This window comes from Pseudomonas sp. GW821-FHT09H03 (assembly GCF_059415945.1).
The window spans coordinates 88,081-105,862 of sequence record NZ_JBWKOF010000006.1 but is presented as its reverse complement, the minus strand read 5'-3'; the positions used below and the strand labels follow the sequence as shown (position 1 = coordinate 105,862).

Annotated in this window: 17 protein-coding genes; 13 read left to right on the top strand and 4 right to left on the bottom strand. The window is 56.1% G+C overall.

The genetic code is table 11. From position 1 onward, the window contains the following. The first annotated feature begins 142 nt into the window (after positions 1 to 142). The gene (gene copI, locus AC07OG_RS10350) at positions 143 to 679 is read left to right on the top strand and encodes a copper-resistant cuproprotein CopI (RefSeq protein ID WP_495066966.1); all 537 of its coding nucleotides are present in this window, start codon (positions 143 to 145) and stop codon (positions 677 to 679) included. 49 nt (positions 680 to 728) lie between these two features. Next, positions 729 to 1,559, top strand: coding sequence for an NADPH-dependent 7-cyano-7-deazaguanine reductase QueF (gene queF, locus AC07OG_RS10345; protein WP_495066965.1), 831 nt, complete (start codon positions 729 to 731; stop codon positions 1,557 to 1,559). 57 nt (positions 1,560 to 1,616) lie between these two features. Here queF and AC07OG_RS10340 read toward each other — a convergent pair whose 3' ends face one another. Beyond that, positions 1,617 to 1,880, bottom strand: coding sequence for a DUF4404 family protein (locus AC07OG_RS10340; protein ID WP_060540128.1), 264 nt, complete (start codon positions 1,878 to 1,880; stop codon positions 1,617 to 1,619). A 109-nt stretch (positions 1,881 to 1,989) separates the two neighbouring features. Beyond that, positions 1,990 to 2,610 carry an HAD superfamily inactivated hydrolase PcrP gene (gene pcrP, locus AC07OG_RS10335; protein ID WP_495066964.1) on the bottom strand — a complete coding sequence of 207 codons (621 nt, stop codon included), beginning with the start codon at positions 2,608 to 2,610 and terminating at the stop codon, positions 1,990 to 1,992. Positions 2,611 to 2,809: 199 nt separating this feature from the next. On the opposite strand from pcrP, the gene AC07OG_RS10330 reads away from it, so the two are divergent. The 3 genes from AC07OG_RS10330 (at position 2,810) to rssC (ending at position 5,543) form a co-directional block, all read left to right on the top strand. Next, positions 2,810 to 3,499 (top strand): MlaA family lipoprotein, encoded by a 690-nt coding sequence (locus tag AC07OG_RS10330; RefSeq protein WP_060540126.1) that lies wholly within the window; start codon positions 2,810 to 2,812, stop codon positions 3,497 to 3,499. Between the two features lie 380 nt (positions 3,500 to 3,879). Further along, a complete protein-coding gene (gene rssB / locus AC07OG_RS10325; RefSeq protein ID WP_060540125.1) occupies positions 3,880 to 5,064 on the top strand; it encodes a two-component system response regulator RssB in 1,185 nt (394 codons plus the stop codon). Further along, positions 5,061 to 5,543, top strand: coding sequence for an anti-sigma factor antagonist RssC (rssC, locus tag AC07OG_RS10320; RefSeq protein WP_060540124.1), 483 nt, complete (start codon positions 5,061 to 5,063; stop codon positions 5,541 to 5,543). The genes rssB and rssC overlap by 4 nt, the downstream gene beginning before the upstream one ends. A 230-nt stretch (positions 5,544 to 5,773) precedes the next feature. On the opposite strand, the gene tal is transcribed toward rssC, so the two are convergent. Next, positions 5,774 to 6,700 (bottom strand): transaldolase, encoded by a 927-nt coding sequence (gene tal / locus AC07OG_RS10315; RefSeq protein WP_060540123.1) that lies wholly within the window; start codon positions 6,698 to 6,700, stop codon positions 5,774 to 5,776. Between the two features lie 253 nt (positions 6,701 to 6,953). Beyond that, positions 6,954 to 7,913 carry a cellulase family glycosylhydrolase gene (locus AC07OG_RS10310; RefSeq protein ID WP_495067067.1) on the bottom strand — a complete coding sequence of 320 codons (960 nt, stop codon included), beginning with the start codon at positions 7,911 to 7,913 and terminating at the stop codon, positions 6,954 to 6,956. Between the two features lie 331 nt (positions 7,914 to 8,244). Here AC07OG_RS10310 and AC07OG_RS10305 point away from each other — a divergent pair, with 331 nt between their 5' ends. From AC07OG_RS10305 to AC07OG_RS10270, 8 genes are all read left to right on the top strand, one after another. After that, the gene (locus AC07OG_RS10305; RefSeq protein ID WP_218424475.1) at positions 8,245 to 8,682 is read left to right on the top strand and encodes a low molecular weight protein-tyrosine-phosphatase; all 438 of its coding nucleotides are present in this window, start codon (positions 8,245 to 8,247) and stop codon (positions 8,680 to 8,682) included. 44 nt (positions 8,683 to 8,726) lie between these two features. After that, positions 8,727 to 10,955 carry a polysaccharide biosynthesis tyrosine autokinase gene (locus AC07OG_RS10300; protein WP_218424474.1) on the top strand — a complete coding sequence of 743 codons (2,229 nt, stop codon included), beginning with the start codon at positions 8,727 to 8,729 and terminating at the stop codon, positions 10,953 to 10,955. Positions 10,956 to 11,041: 86 nt separating this feature from the next. After that, positions 11,042 to 12,124: a glycosyltransferase gene (locus tag AC07OG_RS10295; protein WP_495066963.1), complete on the top strand. Its 1,083-nt coding sequence runs from the start codon at positions 11,042 to 11,044 to the stop codon at positions 12,122 to 12,124. A gap of 14 nt (positions 12,125 to 12,138) precedes the next feature. Next, positions 12,139 to 13,251, top strand: a complete 1,113-nt coding sequence (locus tag AC07OG_RS10290) for a polysaccharide pyruvyl transferase family protein (protein WP_495066962.1) — start codon at positions 12,139 to 12,141, stop codon at positions 13,249 to 13,251. After that, the gene (locus tag AC07OG_RS10285) at positions 13,248 to 14,468 is read left to right on the top strand and encodes an MATE family efflux transporter (protein WP_495066961.1); all 1,221 of its coding nucleotides are present in this window, start codon (positions 13,248 to 13,250) and stop codon (positions 14,466 to 14,468) included. The genes AC07OG_RS10290 and AC07OG_RS10285 overlap by 4 nt, the downstream gene beginning before the upstream one ends. Next, positions 14,468 to 15,571, top strand: a complete 1,104-nt coding sequence (locus tag AC07OG_RS10280) for a hypothetical protein (RefSeq protein ID WP_495066960.1) — start codon at positions 14,468 to 14,470, stop codon at positions 15,569 to 15,571. Before AC07OG_RS10285 ends, AC07OG_RS10280 begins: the two co-directional genes overlap by 1 nt. Positions 15,572 to 15,583: 12 nt before the next feature. Next, on the top strand, positions 15,584 to 16,627 hold the full coding sequence (locus tag AC07OG_RS10275; RefSeq protein ID WP_495066959.1) for an acyltransferase family protein: 1,044 nt from the start codon (positions 15,584 to 15,586) through the stop codon (positions 16,625 to 16,627). A gap of 3 nt (positions 16,628 to 16,630) precedes the next feature. After that, positions 16,631 to 17,782, top strand: a complete 1,152-nt coding sequence (locus AC07OG_RS10270) for an SGNH/GDSL hydrolase family protein (protein WP_495066958.1) — start codon at positions 16,631 to 16,633, stop codon at positions 17,780 to 17,782.

Sequence of the window (17,782 nt, the reverse complement as noted above, 5' to 3'; positions counted from 1 at the left end):
AAGATGGTACGAACGCTTTATACCGTGGGTGGCCTTGATGCAGCTCAACCTTACAAAGTTGTAATCTGGCTGTCAGGTTACAGGCAGTGCCAGCAGTTTAGAGTTTTCCCCAAGCCGAGCCTTACCTTGTTGGAGTACGACGATGTTTTTTCGCAAATCCCTGATGCAAGTCGCTTGTTTGCTGGCGTTGAGCTCGCCGGTATGGGCCGGTCCGGCACCTGCCTACGATTTCGGTCAACCCGCGCCGGCGAACAAGGCGACCCGCAGCGTTGAGGTGGTGATGAGAGACATGTCCTTCAATCTGCAGTCCATTGACATCAAAGCCGGGGAAACCGTGCGCTTCGTGCTGGTGAATAAAGGCCAGTTACTGCACGAGTTCAACTTGGGGGACGCGGCGATGCATGCCCGCCACCAGCAGGAAATGTTGCAGATGCAGCAAAGCGGCATGCTGACACCTACCGGCATGAAGGAAATGGACCACAACACCATGGCCGCGATGGAGCACGCCTCGCAAGGGCATGCCATGAAGCATGACGACCCCAATAGCGTGTTGGTCGAACCGGGCAAGACCGCTGAGCTGACCTGGACCTTCAGCCGCGCCGGCAGCCTGGAATTTGCCTGCAACATTCCCGGGCATTACCAGGCTGGCATGGTCGGCAAAGTGTCTGTCAGTCAGTAAGCACTCAAAGGCTGGTAGAATCGGCTGATTCTTCAGACAGGTTTCCGCCATGCATCCCGCAGCCGAACACTCGCCGCTGGGCAAATCCAGCGAATACATCGCCACTTACACGCCGTCCCTGCTGTTCCCGATCCCGCGCACCGCGAAATGGGCCGAACTGGGCCTGACGGCGCAAACCCTGCCTTACAAGGGCGTGGACTTCTGGAACTGCTTTGAACTGTCCTGGCTGTTGCCGTCGGGCAAGCCGGTGGTGGCGATCGGCGAGTTCAGCATCCCGGCGGATTCGCCGAACATCATCGAGTCGAAGTCGTTCAAGCTGTACCTCAACTCGCTGAACCAGACCCCCTTTGCCGATACGGCGAGCCTGGAAGCGACGCTGGTCAAGGACTTGTCGGCTGCTGCCGGCAAGCCGGTGGGCGTGCGCATTCGCAGCCTCAAGGATGTCGAGGCTGAAGGTGTGGTGGCGTTGCCGGGGGTGTGCATCGATGAGCAGGATATCAGCGTCAGCAACTACGAGCATCCGCGCCCTGAGCTGCTGCGTTGTGATGAATCGCGCATTGTCGAAGAGAGCGTGCACAGCCACTTGCTCAAATCCAATTGCCCGGTGACCAGCCAGCCGGACTGGGGCAGCGTGGCGGTGGAGTATCGCGGCGCGGCGCTCGATCACGCGAGTCTGCTGGAGTACATCGTCAGCTTCCGCCAGCACTCGGATTTCCATGAGCAGTGTGTGGAGCGGATCTTTCTCGACCTGCAGCGGTTGCTCAAACCCGAGAAATTGACGGTGTATGCGCGTTATGTGCGCCGGGGCGGGCTGGATATCAATCCGTATCGCAGCACGGAAGAAGCGCAACTGCCGAACCATCGTCTGGCCCGCCAGTAACCCCCCCCTGTAGGTGTAGGAGCGAGCAGGCTCGCTCCTACAGTGCTTCTACCTGATTCAGATCCCCATGTTGGCCAAGGCCTGCCCGATGTTGCGCAGGGTGCCGGCGAGGGTCGGGTGTTCGAGCTCAAAGCGCTCCACGGCCAGGTTGACGCCGTCGGCGAGGCTGGAGTCCTGAGTCTTGGTTTCGAGCTCAAGCTTGAGTTCGATCTGTTGCATCAGTTCGTGCAGGTTCTCGCGCTCTGATTCGGACAGCGGAGGGTTCTGTTCCAATTGCTCGCGCAGGGCATTGAGCTGTTCTTGCAGTTCGCGGGCAGGCATGACGGTCTTCCTTTTATCGATAGGCACTGGCATAGACCGTAACGTTACGACAAAGGTCTATGGCTGACCTTTAGATTAATCCACTCGCGTACAAACTGCATGATCTCGGTCAGGGCTTTTCGCCCTTGAGTCGACGCAGGTTGATATCGGCCAGGCAGGTGTCGAGTTCACCAAGGTGATCGATCACCGAGTGCACGCCCAGGCCAAACAGTTGCATGGTCGCCCTGGCGCGTTTGCTGTCGCGCTCCTGGGGGCTCAACGCCTGCCATTGCTCGGGGGGCAGGCCGCACAGTGAGCCGCAGGATGCCAGGCCGATGGTCCATAGACCGGCATTGAGCGCCGATTGCAGCAATCGCGGCTCGCCACTGACCAGCACGCAGCCGTCCAGCCGTTCGACATTCAACGACATCAACGCTTGCCAGCAGGCGTTCGGTGCGGGCCATGGATTGAGTGATGCTGGATGTTGCGCAGGTTTCACCCATTGCGGCAGAGCGCAGGCCAAGGCATGGCTGACGGCGAGGGGGAGTTCATCGAGCCATGCGCAGGGAACTTGCTGGCGCTGCAGGCTGCTCAGGCTGTCCAGTGCTCCCGGTGTGACTTGCGCGTATTCGGCCAGAGGGCTGTCGTGGCGCTGTGCGCGTGCGCCGAAATCCACCAGGCAGCCACTGAGGCCAAACAATACGGCGGTCAGGCTGGGTGCGGTCTGGGGCAAGGCTTGGGCTTGTGGCATGTCAGCGTCCCTGAAATAGCCTCAACGCTAGCGGGGCACAGTGACAGTTGAGTTACAAAGATGCTAATCGGTCACATTTGGTGCCAATTTGTGCCAGTGTGGTCCGTTCATATGCCCGAAACGCTGTTTCCGTCTTATACTTGCCAGCTTGTTGTCCGGGCCAGGCGCCCGGGCCAGTACAGTCCAAGGAGTTTTTTCTATGCGCTGGAGCAATCATCTAGCCAAGATATGTGTGTGTGCCAGCGTGTTGCTGGTTCCGTTCACTGCCCAGGCAGCAACGGAAGAAGATCCTTGGGAAAGCGTCAACCGCCCGATCTTCGAGTTCAATGACTTCGTCGATACCTACGGCCTGAAGCCGTTGGCGCAAGGCTATGAGTTTGTCACCCCGCAGTTCCTCGAAGACGGCATTCACAACATGTTCCGCAACGTCGGTGATGTCACCAACCTTGCCAACAACCTGCTGCAGGTCAAACCGGCTGCTGCCGGTGTCGATACCGCGCGCCTGCTCTTCAACACCACGTTCGGCCTGCTGGGCTTCTTTGATGTCGGCACGAAGATGGGCCTGCAACGAAATGACGAAGATTTCGGCCAGACCCTTGGTTATTGGGGGCTAGGCAGTGGTCCCTACGTGATGCTGCCGTTGCTCGGTCCTAGCACCTTGCGTGACGCGCCATCGAAATACGTCGATGGTTATACCGGCCCGTATCGTTATATCAACGACGTGCCGGTGCGAAATTCGGTTTTCGGTCTGAACGTTGTCGACACCCGTGCCAGCCTGTTGTCGAGCGAGAAGCTGATCAGCGGCGACAAGTACACCTTCATCCGCAATGCGTACTTGCAGAACCGTGAGTTCAAGGTCAAGGACGGACAGGTTGAAGACGATTTCTGATTTCGGCCTGTAATACAGGAAAGGCGGCCATATGGCCGCCTTTTTGTTTTGCCGGGGCGAATGAAATCGCGCTTTTCACCGTAGTCCCGACGGGTTTTACCCATGGGTTTGATCCTTCCATTGGGTTACGGTTTTGATGGTTCTTATAACTCCCGGTGATTTGACAAGTGTTGACGTCAAGCGACCATCGGCGTGAGCTTGAAACGCTTCGCGGATGGGAGTACCGTCTGCGCCTTAGAAGGGCACCTCTGGTGTACATGTGAATAGGGCAAATGCTCGAAAGCGGTGCAGCAGAGAGGCTAGAAAGCGAATCCAGTAGTTCGAGCCGGGTAAAATGCCCCTCCTGCTACGCCAACCTAATTCTGGCGCCGTTTGCCCACATGCCAAAAACCAGTGCCACGCTGCTGATAATCGATGATGACGAAGTAGTGCGCGCGAGCCTCGCCGCCTATTTGGAAGACAGTGGTTTCAGCGTCTTGCAGGCCAGCAATGGCCAGCAGGGACTTCAGGTATTCGAGCAAGACAAGCCCGACTTGGTCATCTGCGATCTGCGCATGCCGCAGATGGGCGGACTCGAACTCATCCGTCAGGTCACCGAACGCTCGTCGCAAACGCCGGTGATCGTGGTATCGGGTGCCGGAGTGATGAACGACGCGGTCGAGGCCCTGCGCCTGGGCGCGGCCGACTACCTGATCAAGCCACTCGAAGATCTGGCCGTGCTTGAGCACTCGGTGCGCCGGGCCCTGGATCGTGCGCGCCTGCTGCTGGAGAACCAGCGCTACCGCGAGAAGCTGGAAAAGGCCAACCGCGAGCTCGAAGCCAGCCTCAATCTGCTCCAGGAAGACCAGAACGCCGGTCGCCAGGTGCAGATGAACATGCTGCCGGTCAGCCCCTGGACCATCGACGAGTTCAAGTTTGCTCACCAGATCATCCCGTCGCTGTACCTGTCGGGTGATTTCGTCGACTATTTTCGGGTCGACGAGCGCCGGGTTGCGTTCTACCTGGCGGATGTTTCCGGGCATGGCGCCTCTTCAGCCTTCGTCACCGTGCTGCTGAAGTTCATGACCACGCGCTTGCTGTTCGAATCCAGGCGCAGCGGCACCCTGCCGGAATTCAAGCCTTCAGAGGTTCTGGGTCATATCAACCGGGGCCTGATCAGCTGTAAGCTGGGTAAACACGTCACAATGGTCGGTGGAGTCATCGACGAGGAGACAGGTTTGTTGACCTATAGCATCGGCGGTCATCTGCCGTTGCCAGTGTTGTACACGCCAGACAGTGTTCGTTATCTGGAAGGGCGCGGTCTGCCAGTGGGACTCTTCAACGAAGCCACCTACGAAGATCACGTGCTGGAGCTGCCACCGACGTTCAGCCTGACGCTGATGTCTGATGGCATTCTGGACCTTTTGCCAGAACCGACACTCAAAGAGAAAGAGGCGGCGTTGCCCCAACGGGTCAAGGCTGCGGGCGGCACCCTGGATGGGCTGCGGCAGGTTTTTGGATTGGCCACGCTAGGGGAGATGCCGGATGATATCGCCCTGTTGGTGTTGAGCAGGAATCTTCAATGAGTACCGGTAGAATCCAGTTCGCCGAGCAGGACGGCACCTTCGTCCTGAAGTTCGTCGGTGAAGTTCGCCTGACCCTGTGTTCGGCGTTGGATGCGACTATTGAGCGGATCTTCACCGCGTTGAATTTCAACGCGATCGTGATCGACCTGACCGAAACCCGCAGCATCGACAGCACCACCCTTGGCTTGCTGGCCAAGTTGTCGATCCTGTCGCGGCAGAAGGTCGGCCTGTTGCCGACCGTCGTCACCACCCACGAAGACATCACCCGTCTGCTGCAGTCCATGGGCTTCGAGCAAGTGTTCAACATCGTTGACCAGCCCGTGCCGTGCCCTGAGTGCCTGGACGACCTTCCAGACCAGGATCAGTCGGAAGAAGTGGTGCGGATCAAGGTGCTCGAAGCGCACAAGATCCTCATGGGCCTGAACGACCACAATCGTGAAGCGTTTCATGACCTGGTGAATGCGCTGGAGCGTCACTGATCCTCTGAGAAAATGGGTGCCTGTCCGGACGCCTTCGCGGGCAAGCCCGCTCCCACAGGTTTGGCGTGCCCTACAAAATGTGAGTTCGACACGGACACTGTGGGAGCGGGCTTGCCCGCGAAGGCGGCAGCACAGTCACCGCTCATTTTCGCGAGATCAACCTGTCCTTCCAGACACAAAAAAGGGCGAACCCACCAGGGTTCGCCCTTTTTGCATTACACCAGCTCAGGTCACAGCTTGGCTTGCAGCAAAGCCTCGAGCTTTTCCTGATCCCGGGCAAACTGACGAATCCCCTCGGCCAGCTTTTCGGTCGCCATCGCATCCTCGTTGGACAACCAGCGGAACTGCGCTTCATTGAGGCTCAGGCGAGCTTCACCAGCATGTCCAGGAGCGAGCTTGCGCTCCAGCTTGCCCGTATCCGCCGCGAGCTTGTCGATCAGGTCCGGGCTGATGGTCAGGCGGTCGCAGCCGGCCAGTTGCTCGATCTGGCCGAGGTTGCGGAAGCTCGCGCCCATGACCACGGTCTTGTAGTCATTGGCCTTGTAGTAGTTGTAGATACGGGTCACCGACTGCACGCCCGGGTCATCCGCGCCGGTGTAGTCGTTTCCATTGGCTTTCTTGTACCAGTCGTAGATGCGCCCCACGAACGGCGAAATCAGGAACACCCCGGCATCGGCACAGGCGGCGGCCTGGGCGAAGGAGAACAGCAGGGTCAGGTTGGTCTGGATGCCTTCCTTTTCGAGGATCTCGGCAGCGCGGATGCCTTCCCAGGTCGAAGCGATCTTGATCAGTACGCGGTCACGGCCAATGCCGGCCTGTTCGTACAGCTCGATCAGTCGATGCGCACGGGTTAACACGGCATCAGTGTCGAATGACAGGCGTGCATCCACTTCGGTGGAAATACGCCCCGGAATCACCTTGAGGATCTCTTGGCCCACCGCCACGCCGAAACGGTCGCTGGCCAGGCCGACATCGCCCTTGCAGTCACTGACGCAAGCGTTCAACAGCTCGGCATAAGCGGGAATGGCCGCAGCCTTGAGCAGCAGCGACGGGTTGGTGGTGGCGTCCACGGGTTTGACGCGAGCGATAGCTTCGAAGTCGCCGGTGTCGGCAACCACGGTCGTCATTTGTTTAAGTTGTTCCAGCTTGGAAGTCATGGGCGTGCTCTGTCCTATGGGTCTGGTGACATTACCCGAGCGCTGACAGCCACTCAAGGGCGCGTACGTGTATCGATAGCCCCTGCGGCAACAACTTGAAAACGGCTGCTGGAAAGGAGGGGCCTGGTATTGATCAATAAGATGCCGAATCGCCCGGCAGGTTCAAAGCAACTGACCGTTGACGCTTGGGCAGCCCCTCCCGCCTTGCGCCTGTCTGCCCAGGCGCAGAGTTCATATCCGTCTGAAACGCCGGTTATTTCAACAGCGCTTGTGCGGCAGTTGCCGCTGGCTTGGGCTTGCCATCCGATGTCATCAAACCAAAGTTCTTCTCGCGGTCGTTGCTTCCTGAATCGGTGTTTTTCCATTCGTAAATCGAGGTCAGCGGTACGTCCAGCTTTTTGATGCCTGCAATAAATCCTGTGATCCTTGATGCCTGGCCAGTAGTTCCGCCGATGCGTGTGAGCGACGGCACGCCCCATTCGGAAATGACACCGGGTACATGGAAAGTATCCAGGATGTACGCCTGGGTCCGGCTGATTTCACTGTGCGACATCCCATAGGGGTGATACGAGACCGCAGTCAGGCACTGTGGATGATCGTTGACAATCCTGGTCAGCGCGACGCTCGACTTGGAGATTGCGGTCGGCGCCTTTGCAAATCCAAAACCGATCATTGGCGTCGAGTAATCGCGCTTGCTCAACGAGTTGCATACGGCACTCATGAAAGGGACAAACGTCTGCTCAAAATCGCCTGTGGGCCAATATTTCGACAAATCGGGTTCATTCCAGATTTCAATGGCCACAAGTTGACTGTGGTAGGTGTTTTCCAGATTGATGACGGAATGGGCGAACGACTCTCCAGCGCTGGCCAGATCCCGGCTGCCGCTGTTGGTGCTGTTGGTTAGAGCCACCGTAGAGCGAACGGTCATCAACACCGGCAGGTCAGCCGACCCGGCGGCAGCAAAGGCTTCCTTGATCCGGGTTTGATACGCAGGGTTTGCCAGGCTGTTGGTCCATACGCCAAAACGCACGAAACCGAAACCGGCCTCTTTGATCTGCCGGGCGTCGGTGGCGGTGAAGTTTTGAATCTTTACTTGAATACCTATTGTGCTGTTTTCTTCTTTCAGCGCCGGAAAAGTGTCACTGGCATAAGCCTGATTGAGTATGCCGGATACGAAAACAAACGAGGCGGTAAACAGTTTGAAATTTGTCATTGTCTTGTTGGACGTTCCTGAGGTAATACTGTAGTCCTGCAATGAATCAGACTGGAGGGGCAAGGCGGAGTTCATTCAATCCATAAGACCGATTTGCCTGTAGGTGAGGGTGAGTGAAGTGAAATGTTATTTTTTGTCTGGTAATTATCAGTAGCGGCGCCGTCGTTATTTTTAGTCCGGCTATTCTGCTTGGGCGTTATTTGTGAGTCGTGGTATCTAATACACTTGCATCAACAACATTGATCCATCTCTGAATGCGGGACCGACCTGTCGGTTCACTCATATCCCCGCGATAGATTGGCCAAATCGACACACTACGGGGAAAGTAGCCTTGTTCAGAAATATTCTTATCGTTTGCGTTGGCAATATTTGTCGAAGCCCCACTGCCGAACTGTTGCTGCGCAACGCACTGGAACCTTCACCTATCGTCGTGACCTCCGCGGGCTTGCACGCGCGGGCAGGCGAGTCTATGGAAAGCAACGCCCGCCAGTTGCTGGAAGAGCAAGGGCTCTGCGCTCAAGCGTTTCGGGCGCGCCAGATTACTTCAGCCATTGTCGATGAATCCGATCTTATCCTTGTCATGGAAAAGGGCCATGTAGCGGATGTACTGAAAGTTGCACCGCACGCGCGGGGCAAAGTGTTTCTTCTGGGCAAGTGGCAGAGTGAGCGAGAAATCAAGGATCCGTATCGTCAAGGAAAAGCTGCTTTTGTCCATGCCCATGCATTGATTAAAGATGCCGTGTGCTCATGGGCACAGCGCCTCGGATGATGGATGAATTCCAGATTAGTGATAATGGTAAAAGAATAGACATTATGCAGTTACCGTCAGTACTCAGTACCCGGGCAAAAGATAGAGACGAGATTGATCTTCTCGGTCTGCTAGGCACGTTGATTGATCATAAATGGTTGATAGGCGCCATCACCGGAGCGTTCATGGTGAGCGGTGTCGCGTATTCGGTATTAGCCCCTCCGGTGTATCTGGCTAATGCGTTAGTGCAGGTCGAACCGAAAAAGAACGACATGCTGGGCTTCTCCGATATCAGCAGCATGCTCGGTGGGCAATCCCCGGCAGCTACCGAGATCGGCATTATCAAGTCCCGGGCGATCATCGGCAAAACAGTCGATGATCTGCACCTGGATATTCAGATAACACCCAATACATTCCCTGTGGTCGGTGGTTTCCTGGCCAGGCGCTACAAGGGAGCTACCGCTGACAGTGTGGCGCCTGCGCGTTTCGGCATGGACAGCTATGCATGGGGCGGCGAGCGTCTTGAAATCGTAAAGCTCAACCTGCCTGACGAACTGCTGGGTAAAAAACTCAAGCTGGTTGCCGCAGAACAGCAACGATTCAAACTGTTCAATGACGACGGTGTCTTGCTGGTGGATGGCGCCGCGGGAGAAGAAATCGCACAAAACGGGGTGACTGTTTGCGTCGCGACCCTGACGGCGAATCCGGGTACTGAATTCGAGGTCGTTCGCAATCCTCGAATCGTCACTATCCAGAATTACCAGGACGTCATTGAAGTCTCCGAGCAGGGCAAGGAGTCGGGCATCATCAACCTGGCCCTGGCCAGCACCGACTCCGCCCTGGCGGTCAAGATTCTGAACAAGGTGTCAGCGCTCTATGTGCAGCAGAACGTGCAACGCACCTCTGCCGAAGCAGCCCAGAGTCTTGATTTCCTGCAGGCGCAACTGCCGCAAGTCAAGCAAGACCTGGCCAAGGCCAGCAATGCGCTGAACAGCTATCAAACCGGCGGCAACACGGTAAATATCTCCCTCGAGACCAAGTCGGTGCTGGAACAGATTGTGGTCCTGGATACCCGTATCTCCGATTTGAAACTGCAGCAGGCGGAGATGGATCGCAAGTTCACCAGGGAGCACCCGACCTATCGTGCCTTGATGGCGCAAATGGCGGATTTGAACAGTCAGCGACGCGGTCTGGAGAAAAAGGTCCAGGGTCTTCCGGCTACCCAACAAGAGCTTTTGAACCTGACTCGGGATGTGGAGGTCGCCACGCAGATCTATACCCAACTGCTGAATAAATCCCAGGAACTGGACATTGTCCGGGCCGGTGCGGTGGGTAATGCACGGTTGATCGATACCGCAGATGTCGACAGGACAAACCCGGTCAAGCCACGCAAAGCCTTGATTGTCCTGATTGCGACTTTTCTCGGTGCATTCGTCGGTGTCGCTTTAGTACTGCTGCGCAAATCGCTCAGTAGAGGCATTGAGGGCCCCGAAGCCATTGAACAGCTCGGCCTGCCGGTCTATGCGTCCATTCCGTACAGCTCGCTGCAACAGGAAGAAGACAACAAGAAGCCCCGGGCGAACGATGACAAGAATCGCCAGGCGTTTCTGTTGGCGCAGAGCAACCCGACGGATTTGTCCATCGAGTCGATACGCAGCCTGCGAACCTGTCTGCATTTTGCCGGACTGGATGCAACCAACAACCGCATCATGATTTCCGGCCCGAGCCCGGAGGTCGGCAAAACTTTCGTTTCCTCGAACCTTGCCGCCGTCATTGCGCAAGGCGGGCAGAAAGTCGTGCTGGTCGACGCCGATATGCGTAAAGGTCATCTGCACAAAACCCTGGCAACGCCGGTCAGCAATGGCTTGTCGGACCTGCTGGCCAAGCGCTGCAGTGTCGAGCAGGCGATCCATAAACTCGAAGTCGAAAATCTGCACTTCATCAGTCGTGGGCAGGTGCCGCCCAACCCGTCAGAGCTGTTGATGCATGCCAATTTCAGAGAACTCATGACGCAGTTGAGTCAGATGTACGACGTGGTAATCATCGATACACCGCCGCTACTCGCTGTCACTGACGCCGCGATCGTTGGGCGTGAAGCAGCCATTAACTTGATCGTGACTCGCTTTGGTGTGAACCCTGCCAAGGAGATCGAATTGACTATTCGCCGCTTTGCGCAGAACGGAATCGAGTTGAAGGGCGCCATTTTCAACGGCGTCGAGAAGCGCGCGTCCAGTTATTACGGTAATGGCAGTTACGCCTATTACAACTACGAATACGCCTCTGACAAGTCCTGATGAAAGTGTGGCCGAGAGCGGGTTGGCGCAAGCCGGCCGCTCTCGGCTTCGTCTTGCTTACCGCTAAACATGGAGAAGGGTGGGTTGTGAAGAAAATTCTACACGTGGCGGAAACGATAAAGGGTGGTGTTGCGACAGTCATTCGTTCGATATCGACACCTCCAGAGGGTCAAGACCGGCAATATGAACTGGTTTATTTGGTGCCGTTCGATCAGAAGCAAGAGTTGCACGGAATCGATGAACGCAACATCCGTACCTTTTCAAGGAACAACCGGGGGGTGCTGTCGCTCTTGCGATTTGCCTGGCAACTCATCCGCGTCATCTTCAAGGAAAAGCCTGATGTCGTGCACTTGCACAGCACTTTCTCCGGAGTGATAGGCCGATGCGTCTGTGTGCTGATGCGACCTTGGCGAACACCCAAAATCGTTTACTGCCCCCATGCCTTCTCGTTTCTGATGGAGAGCTCTCCAGCCAAGCAAAAAGCCTATTCGCTGATTGAGCGGCTTTTGCAGAAAGTCACCGACGTCATTATTTGCGTCAGCCAGTACGAACTGGATCAAGCCGCGGCTTTTGGTATTGATCGTCACCGCATGAAGCTGATTTACAACGGCATTCATTACAAAAAAGATGAGCTCAAGCCTGACACCGATTCGGACATACGTCTTTTGTTCGTAGGGCGACTGGATTATCAGAAGGGCTTTGACGTCTTGCTCAAGGCTTTTTCAACAGTCGAGCGAAATGACCTGCGGCTCACGGTGGTGGGCAGTGCGGTCAATTCGGACCCGGTTGAATGCCCGGCCATCGATTCCGTGGAGTACTTGCCCTGGGTGACTCCGAGTGAAGTGAACGATCTCTATAAAAAGGCCGATGCCTTGATTGTTCCGAGTCGCTGGGAAGGCTTTGCCATGGTTCCCCTGGAAGGCATGGCCATGGGGTTGCCGGTGATTGCCAGCGACTGCACATCACTCCCTGAACTGGTCAAGCACGACACCACAGGCTACATATTCGGCACTGGTGATCACCAGGCGTTGGCCGGGATATTGAACGGCATCAAGAAACAGAGGTTGCTGGATCTCGGTATCGAAGGTCGCAAGATGGTGCGCGAGCGCTTCAGCGCAATGCTGATGATCCAGCAAACCTATGACGTGTATTCCGCTAAAACTCTTTAAGTGAAATCAAGACGATGAACGTAACTATTTTGCACGGCTACAGTGCGTCCAATTCGGGTGATGGCCTTCTTGTGGATTTGGCGATCGCCCTGGTGCATCGTAACTTTGGCCCGGAAACCACGATCAACGTCGTTGCGTCAGACCCTGAATCATTCAGTTATCTTCCCTATGAACGCTATGACGCGCCGGTTATGGCAGCGAAGGGATTGGGCAGGGTAAAACAAGCGGTTTTCCTCAATCAGTCCTATGCAGGTCTCGCGCAGCTCTTGAGCAAGAGTGATCTGATTGTGGGAGTGGGCGGTGGCTATATGCGTTCCAAAAGCGCGTTCGAGCACATCAAGTTGAAGCTCGGACACGCCAAGCAACTGGAAACGGCGATCCTGAGCAAGGTGCCGTCAGTTTATCTTCCCCAAAGCATCGGCCCTTTCCACGGTGAGAGCAGTGACATCGTCAAGCACTACGCCAGCGCCGATGCGGTGTTTGTCCGCGACAACAGGTCCTCGGCCATTTTCGAGTCCAACGAAAACGTTTATCGCGCGCCGGACCTCGCCGTCCAGGCGCTGGCGAGCAAAATACTGGCCCAGCCCAAGTTCACTCGTTGTGCGTCATCGCCCGCCGTGGTCTGCGTTGTTTTACGCAAGCCGCCGCAGTGGAGCAAAGAGAAGAAAGCCAGCTACGTGGCCAATTTGCAGCTGTTGTTGAGAAGACTGCGGGACAAGTGCAAGGTGGTCTGCGCGGTACAAAGCGCAGTGCGTGGCAACGATGATGGGGCGTTTTACCGGGAACTCGGTATTACCGAAGACCTGCTGCCTTTGAAGGCGACACTTGCCAAGTATCAGCCTGACCTGGTCATTTCCGTAAGGTTGCATGGAGCCATCGAGTCATTGCTGTCCGGCGTGCCTGCTTTCCATATCAGTTACGAGCGTAAAGGCTTCGGTGCTTATCAGGATATGGGCGTGGAAGACTGGGTCATCAATGGTGGCGATATCAATGTCGACGCCATCATCGATACGGTCTTCGCCCCGAATGCGTTATCCCGTTTCGGTAAGAAACTCACGGACACCTGTAAGGAAATCGAAGGCAAAACCATGCAGATGGACAATATCATCAAAGGTATTGTTCGATGATATTTCGCCTGTTGCTTCGGGGCGGTGCATTAGGCGCAAAGTTTTTGCTGGTGTTGGCCATCACCCATTATCTGGGTTATGACGCATTGGGTTTTTACGGTGTCGTCGTGGCTGCCTCGCTGATCGCCTCGAAGTTCTACAGCGTCGGCTTCAGTTCTGAAATCAATCGACTGATCAGTGTCGGCGGCAGTTCGCGGCTTGTCGTCGATAAAGTACTGCTCTTGTACCTGGCGGTCGGTGTGCTGCTGTCGACGCTGACGGTCGCGCTGTACTCGCTGGTCAGCCATGTCGAGGCGGGAACTGCGTTGATCGCATGCGTCACGCTGTTACTGCTGACCGAGCATCTGTCCTTCGAAATCAACTCGTTCGTGTTCTCGGCGCAGAAAGCCAACTGGGGCGCGATGCTGTTCTTCTTCAAGACCGGTCTATGGGCGCTGGTTGCCGTAGCCGGACTCATGCTGGGCGTGGTCGCCGACATCGCCAGTGTTCTGTGGTTGTGGGTAGCCACGAACATCCTGGTGATCGTCGCCGGGTACCTGATCGTCATTAACGTGCACAAGGGGCGCCCGGTCAGTACGGTCACCACGGCTTCCGTATGGAAAGCCGGGCTGCCGTTTTATCTGGGCGCAGGACTGATTGCATTAAGTCAGTACGCGGAACGTTTTCTGATTCTGGACCTGGAGCCCTACGCGAGCCTTGGCAAGTATGTGTACTCCTGGTCGGCCGCGAACACTTTGCAGGCGCTGTCATACGCTGTCGTTGCGGTGGTTGGCATTCCTGTCCTGGCCAAGCGTTACAAGGATAATCAACAGGCGCTGACGGTCCGGCAACTCTTCCTCAATCAGTGGGTGCTGCGCTCTCTGGTGGTTTCCTGCGTCGTTGCCGTGTTGATTTACGCCTTCTTCAATATCTTGCTCGACTACGTGGCGGTGGACGTTCCGCGCCCGGATAACAAGATCTTGAGCGTTCTGATTTTCTCCTTCGCCCTGCGCGCCATCGGCGACATCGTCTGGGGCGGGCTGATTGCCTCGAAGAACAGTCGGGTGTCGTTAATCAGTGCGGCGGTTTGCCTGGCGGTTTCACTGCCGGTCAGTTACGTGCTGATTAAACACTATTCAATTTACGGCGCAGCCTGGGGCAATGTCTTCTCGATTGCCGTGCAGTTGGCCGTTATTGCGTTGTTGAGCAGATTTATCCGGGCGAAGGGGCGCGTGTAATGGCTTTATCTTTACCTTCCATTGAGTTTCGCGCAAGCAAGCTGGACTCGTCGCTGTCATTCCTGATTTTGTTCTGTGGCCTTTTCCTGTCCATTGCAATGCCGCTGCTGATGCATCGCGACCCGGGTCCGGATGCAATGACACTGTGGTCATCCTACGCCCGTGCCGACAATTGCAATTTCTGGAATCCGTTTTCGCCAGACCGCTCTTCTTATGAGTGCTCCGCCTACCTGCTGCGTCCCACGGGCATTAACCTGACCAATGCATGGGCCTACGGGATGCTGTGCAACCTGTTCCTGACCGCTATCCCGATCTTCATTTTCAGAAGAATACCGATAACGATTTTTCTTACCCTGTGTCTCTGGGGTGTGGTCAGGTCTTTTTTTCTCGATAACCTGACCAAGGAAATCATTGTCTCGGTGGCAGTGATCGCCATTCTGTTTTTTTCATTTTCGAAGCGCTACAGGGCCGGATTTTTTCTCTCCGCGCTGTTCTATGGCGTGCTGATTCGACCTTACTGGATCTTGTTCTCGCTGGTCTGGGTGGGCGTGACCATCATGAAGAAGCATGTTTCGCGCTGGAGCTTTTTCCTGATGCTGTTCATGTTTTACCTGGCCATTGCCACAGCGATTCAGTTGCTCGTCGGTTATTCGGTTTCGTCCATCCGAGCCAGCAACAATGAACAACGCACCTTGGGCGAGGAGGGGTCGAAGTCATTGATTGTGTCGTGGATAAACGGCGGCGACTTCGTTTCACAAGCGATTGACTCAATGAGCATCTTTTTCCGGCTGTCGTTCCCTGTAGAGCTGATCCTTCTGTCCGGCCTGGGGCAGATAATCTTTGTCGTGCTGATGATGATGACCTCGGTGCTGATGTTCAAAATGATCACATCGAGTCACTACAACGGCTCAGTCATAGAACCGAAAGTCAAAGAGCTGATCGCAATACCCCTTTCGTTTTTGTTGGTGCAGGGCCTGTTCGAACCCGACTTCGGCTCCTTTGCCCGTCATTTTTCCATGGTGGTACCCGTTCTGTTTGTGGGGCTGGGATTGCAGCTGCGCTCAAGAAAACCTGAGTTGGTTGAAAACAGAATTTTGAACTGAGGTTTGTGTTCCATGCAAAGCAAGAAGAAGTCGCTGGAAATAGAAACGTTACGAGGCCTGGCGTGTCTTCTGCTGGTGCTTTATCACGTCATCGGGCCATTTGGCGGCGGGCTGAAAATCGACCTGGGATCGCCTTATCGGGTTATCGCCGACTCTATGGTCTACGTGCGGATGCCGTTGTTCACGTTTATCTCGGGCTACATCTATTCCATCTACAAAATCAGGGGTAATGATTTTTCCGCCTACTTCACTGGCAAAGTGAGACGGCTGATCCTGCCGCTGTTTTTTGTCGGGATTCCGTTTTCGCTGCTGCAGGCGGTCGGGCCGGGGGTCAACAAGGATCTCAGTGTGGTCGACGCCTTGTTGTCGTTCTACGTGCCGGTCAACCATTTCTGGTTCTTGCAGGCTGTATTCATCATTTTCATGTTTGTCGGGTTCCTGCAGTGGCGCGGTTTACTGCGCACGCCTTTGCACCTTTACCTGTTGTTTGCATTTTCGGCGGTCGTGTTTTTGTTGCCTCCTTTTGCGGTCGATGCGTTCGGCATCAACGGTGCCATCTATCTGCTGCCGTTTTTTGTGACCGGGATGATTTGCCAGGAAAACGTCAGTGCCTTGAAGCGTTCGCTCAAAGGTATTGGCCCGGTTGTATTCGTCCTGATTTCGATAGCCTTGCTCTACATTGCCACTGTGGACCGCGAGCTGATCGTCGATCGCCGAAGCCTTGTCGGCCTGCTGGTGGGGTGTATTTCCTGTGTTGCCTTGCTGTCGAGTGACATGCGCTCAAGATTTCTGATCTGGCTTGGGGGGTACTCCTACGCGATATTCCTGTTTCACGTGTTGTTTGCTGCCACGTCACGGTTCGCCCTGGGTCGATTGGGTGTCACGGATCAAAGCGCTCTGGTCTTTGCCGGGTTGTTCAGCGGCCTGTTGGGGCCGGTGCTGTTGGCGAATGTGTTCAGTCGATTCAGCGTGACCTCTGTCCTCTTCCTGGGCGAGCGCGCGGTCAGCAAAAAGCCCCGGGAACCAGGCCTGAAACACATGCCTGAGGCTGGCTGAAACATGGCCTATATCGATGAGATGCGTGAGGTAGCGGTGCCGGCGCTCGAAGTGCAAGCCGCGCACCAGCGGCTGGCGCAATGGGGTGGGCACAAGGACAAGGTCCTGGCGATCTCGGTGATCGGCGACAGCTACAGCGCCGGGCAGGATTTTTATCTCAATCAGCTCACTCAACGATTGGCCAGAGAATTCGGTTTCGCCGGGCCTGGTTATGTCGGGTTCAATCACGGCGCCGCCCTCGGCGGTACCAACATCAAGTACACCCGCAGCAGTGAAAAATACTTCGGCGGTGACTGGGATGTTTCCTCGCTTGGCCAGGCGAGTCCGGACAGTCGCACCATCACCGGGCACGCGGGTGCCTATCTCGAGGTCGATTCCAACGAAACAGCGGCCATCGATACTTCCATTTCCCAGGCCCGGTTGCTCTACCTTGGAAACGGCAAAGCCAATGAACTGCGTTATCGCTGGGGCTCTTCGGATCCGTGGCACTCGTTGACGCTTGCCGGCCAGGGTGTTCAGGCAGTGCAGCTGGCCGACGTGCCGGCCGGTGCTGCCTGGGCGCTCAGGCTGGAAGTGGTCGAGGGGGCGCCAACGCTGTTCGGGCTGTGGATGAGCAATGACCGTGGCGGGATCAGGGTCTCCAAGCTCGCCGCCTCCGGTGCTGCGTCCGCCGATTTTTATAAAAGCGACGGTCAGTGGCAGGCCCAGTGGAAAGCAGTCGTTGCGAAGATACCGGCAGACGCTTACCTGATTATGCTGGGCGGCAATGATCAGGGGTTCGGGGTAAAGCCCAAGGACTATCTGGAGCGCATGAAAGGCTTGGCGCGGATGATTCGCGAGGTTCATCCGATGGCGAGCATCAATGTGATCATGCGGCAGGACACCACGCGTTCGAGTGCCTATCCGATGTCGGATTATGCGCAGGTCCTGGAGCCGTGGGCGCGCTCGCAGAACATTGCCTATGCGAGCCTGCAATGCACGTTCGGCCCGGACTTCAAGCGCTACGCCAGCAACGGGCCGACTCCGATGATCGGCCCCGATAACATTCACCCGATACCGGCTTCCGGCGGTCGGCTGATCGCGGATTTTTTCTATCGCTTGATCGTTGATGGGGCTCCCGGGCCCCGGGGTGAATGCGGTGCCGCGCTGAAGTAG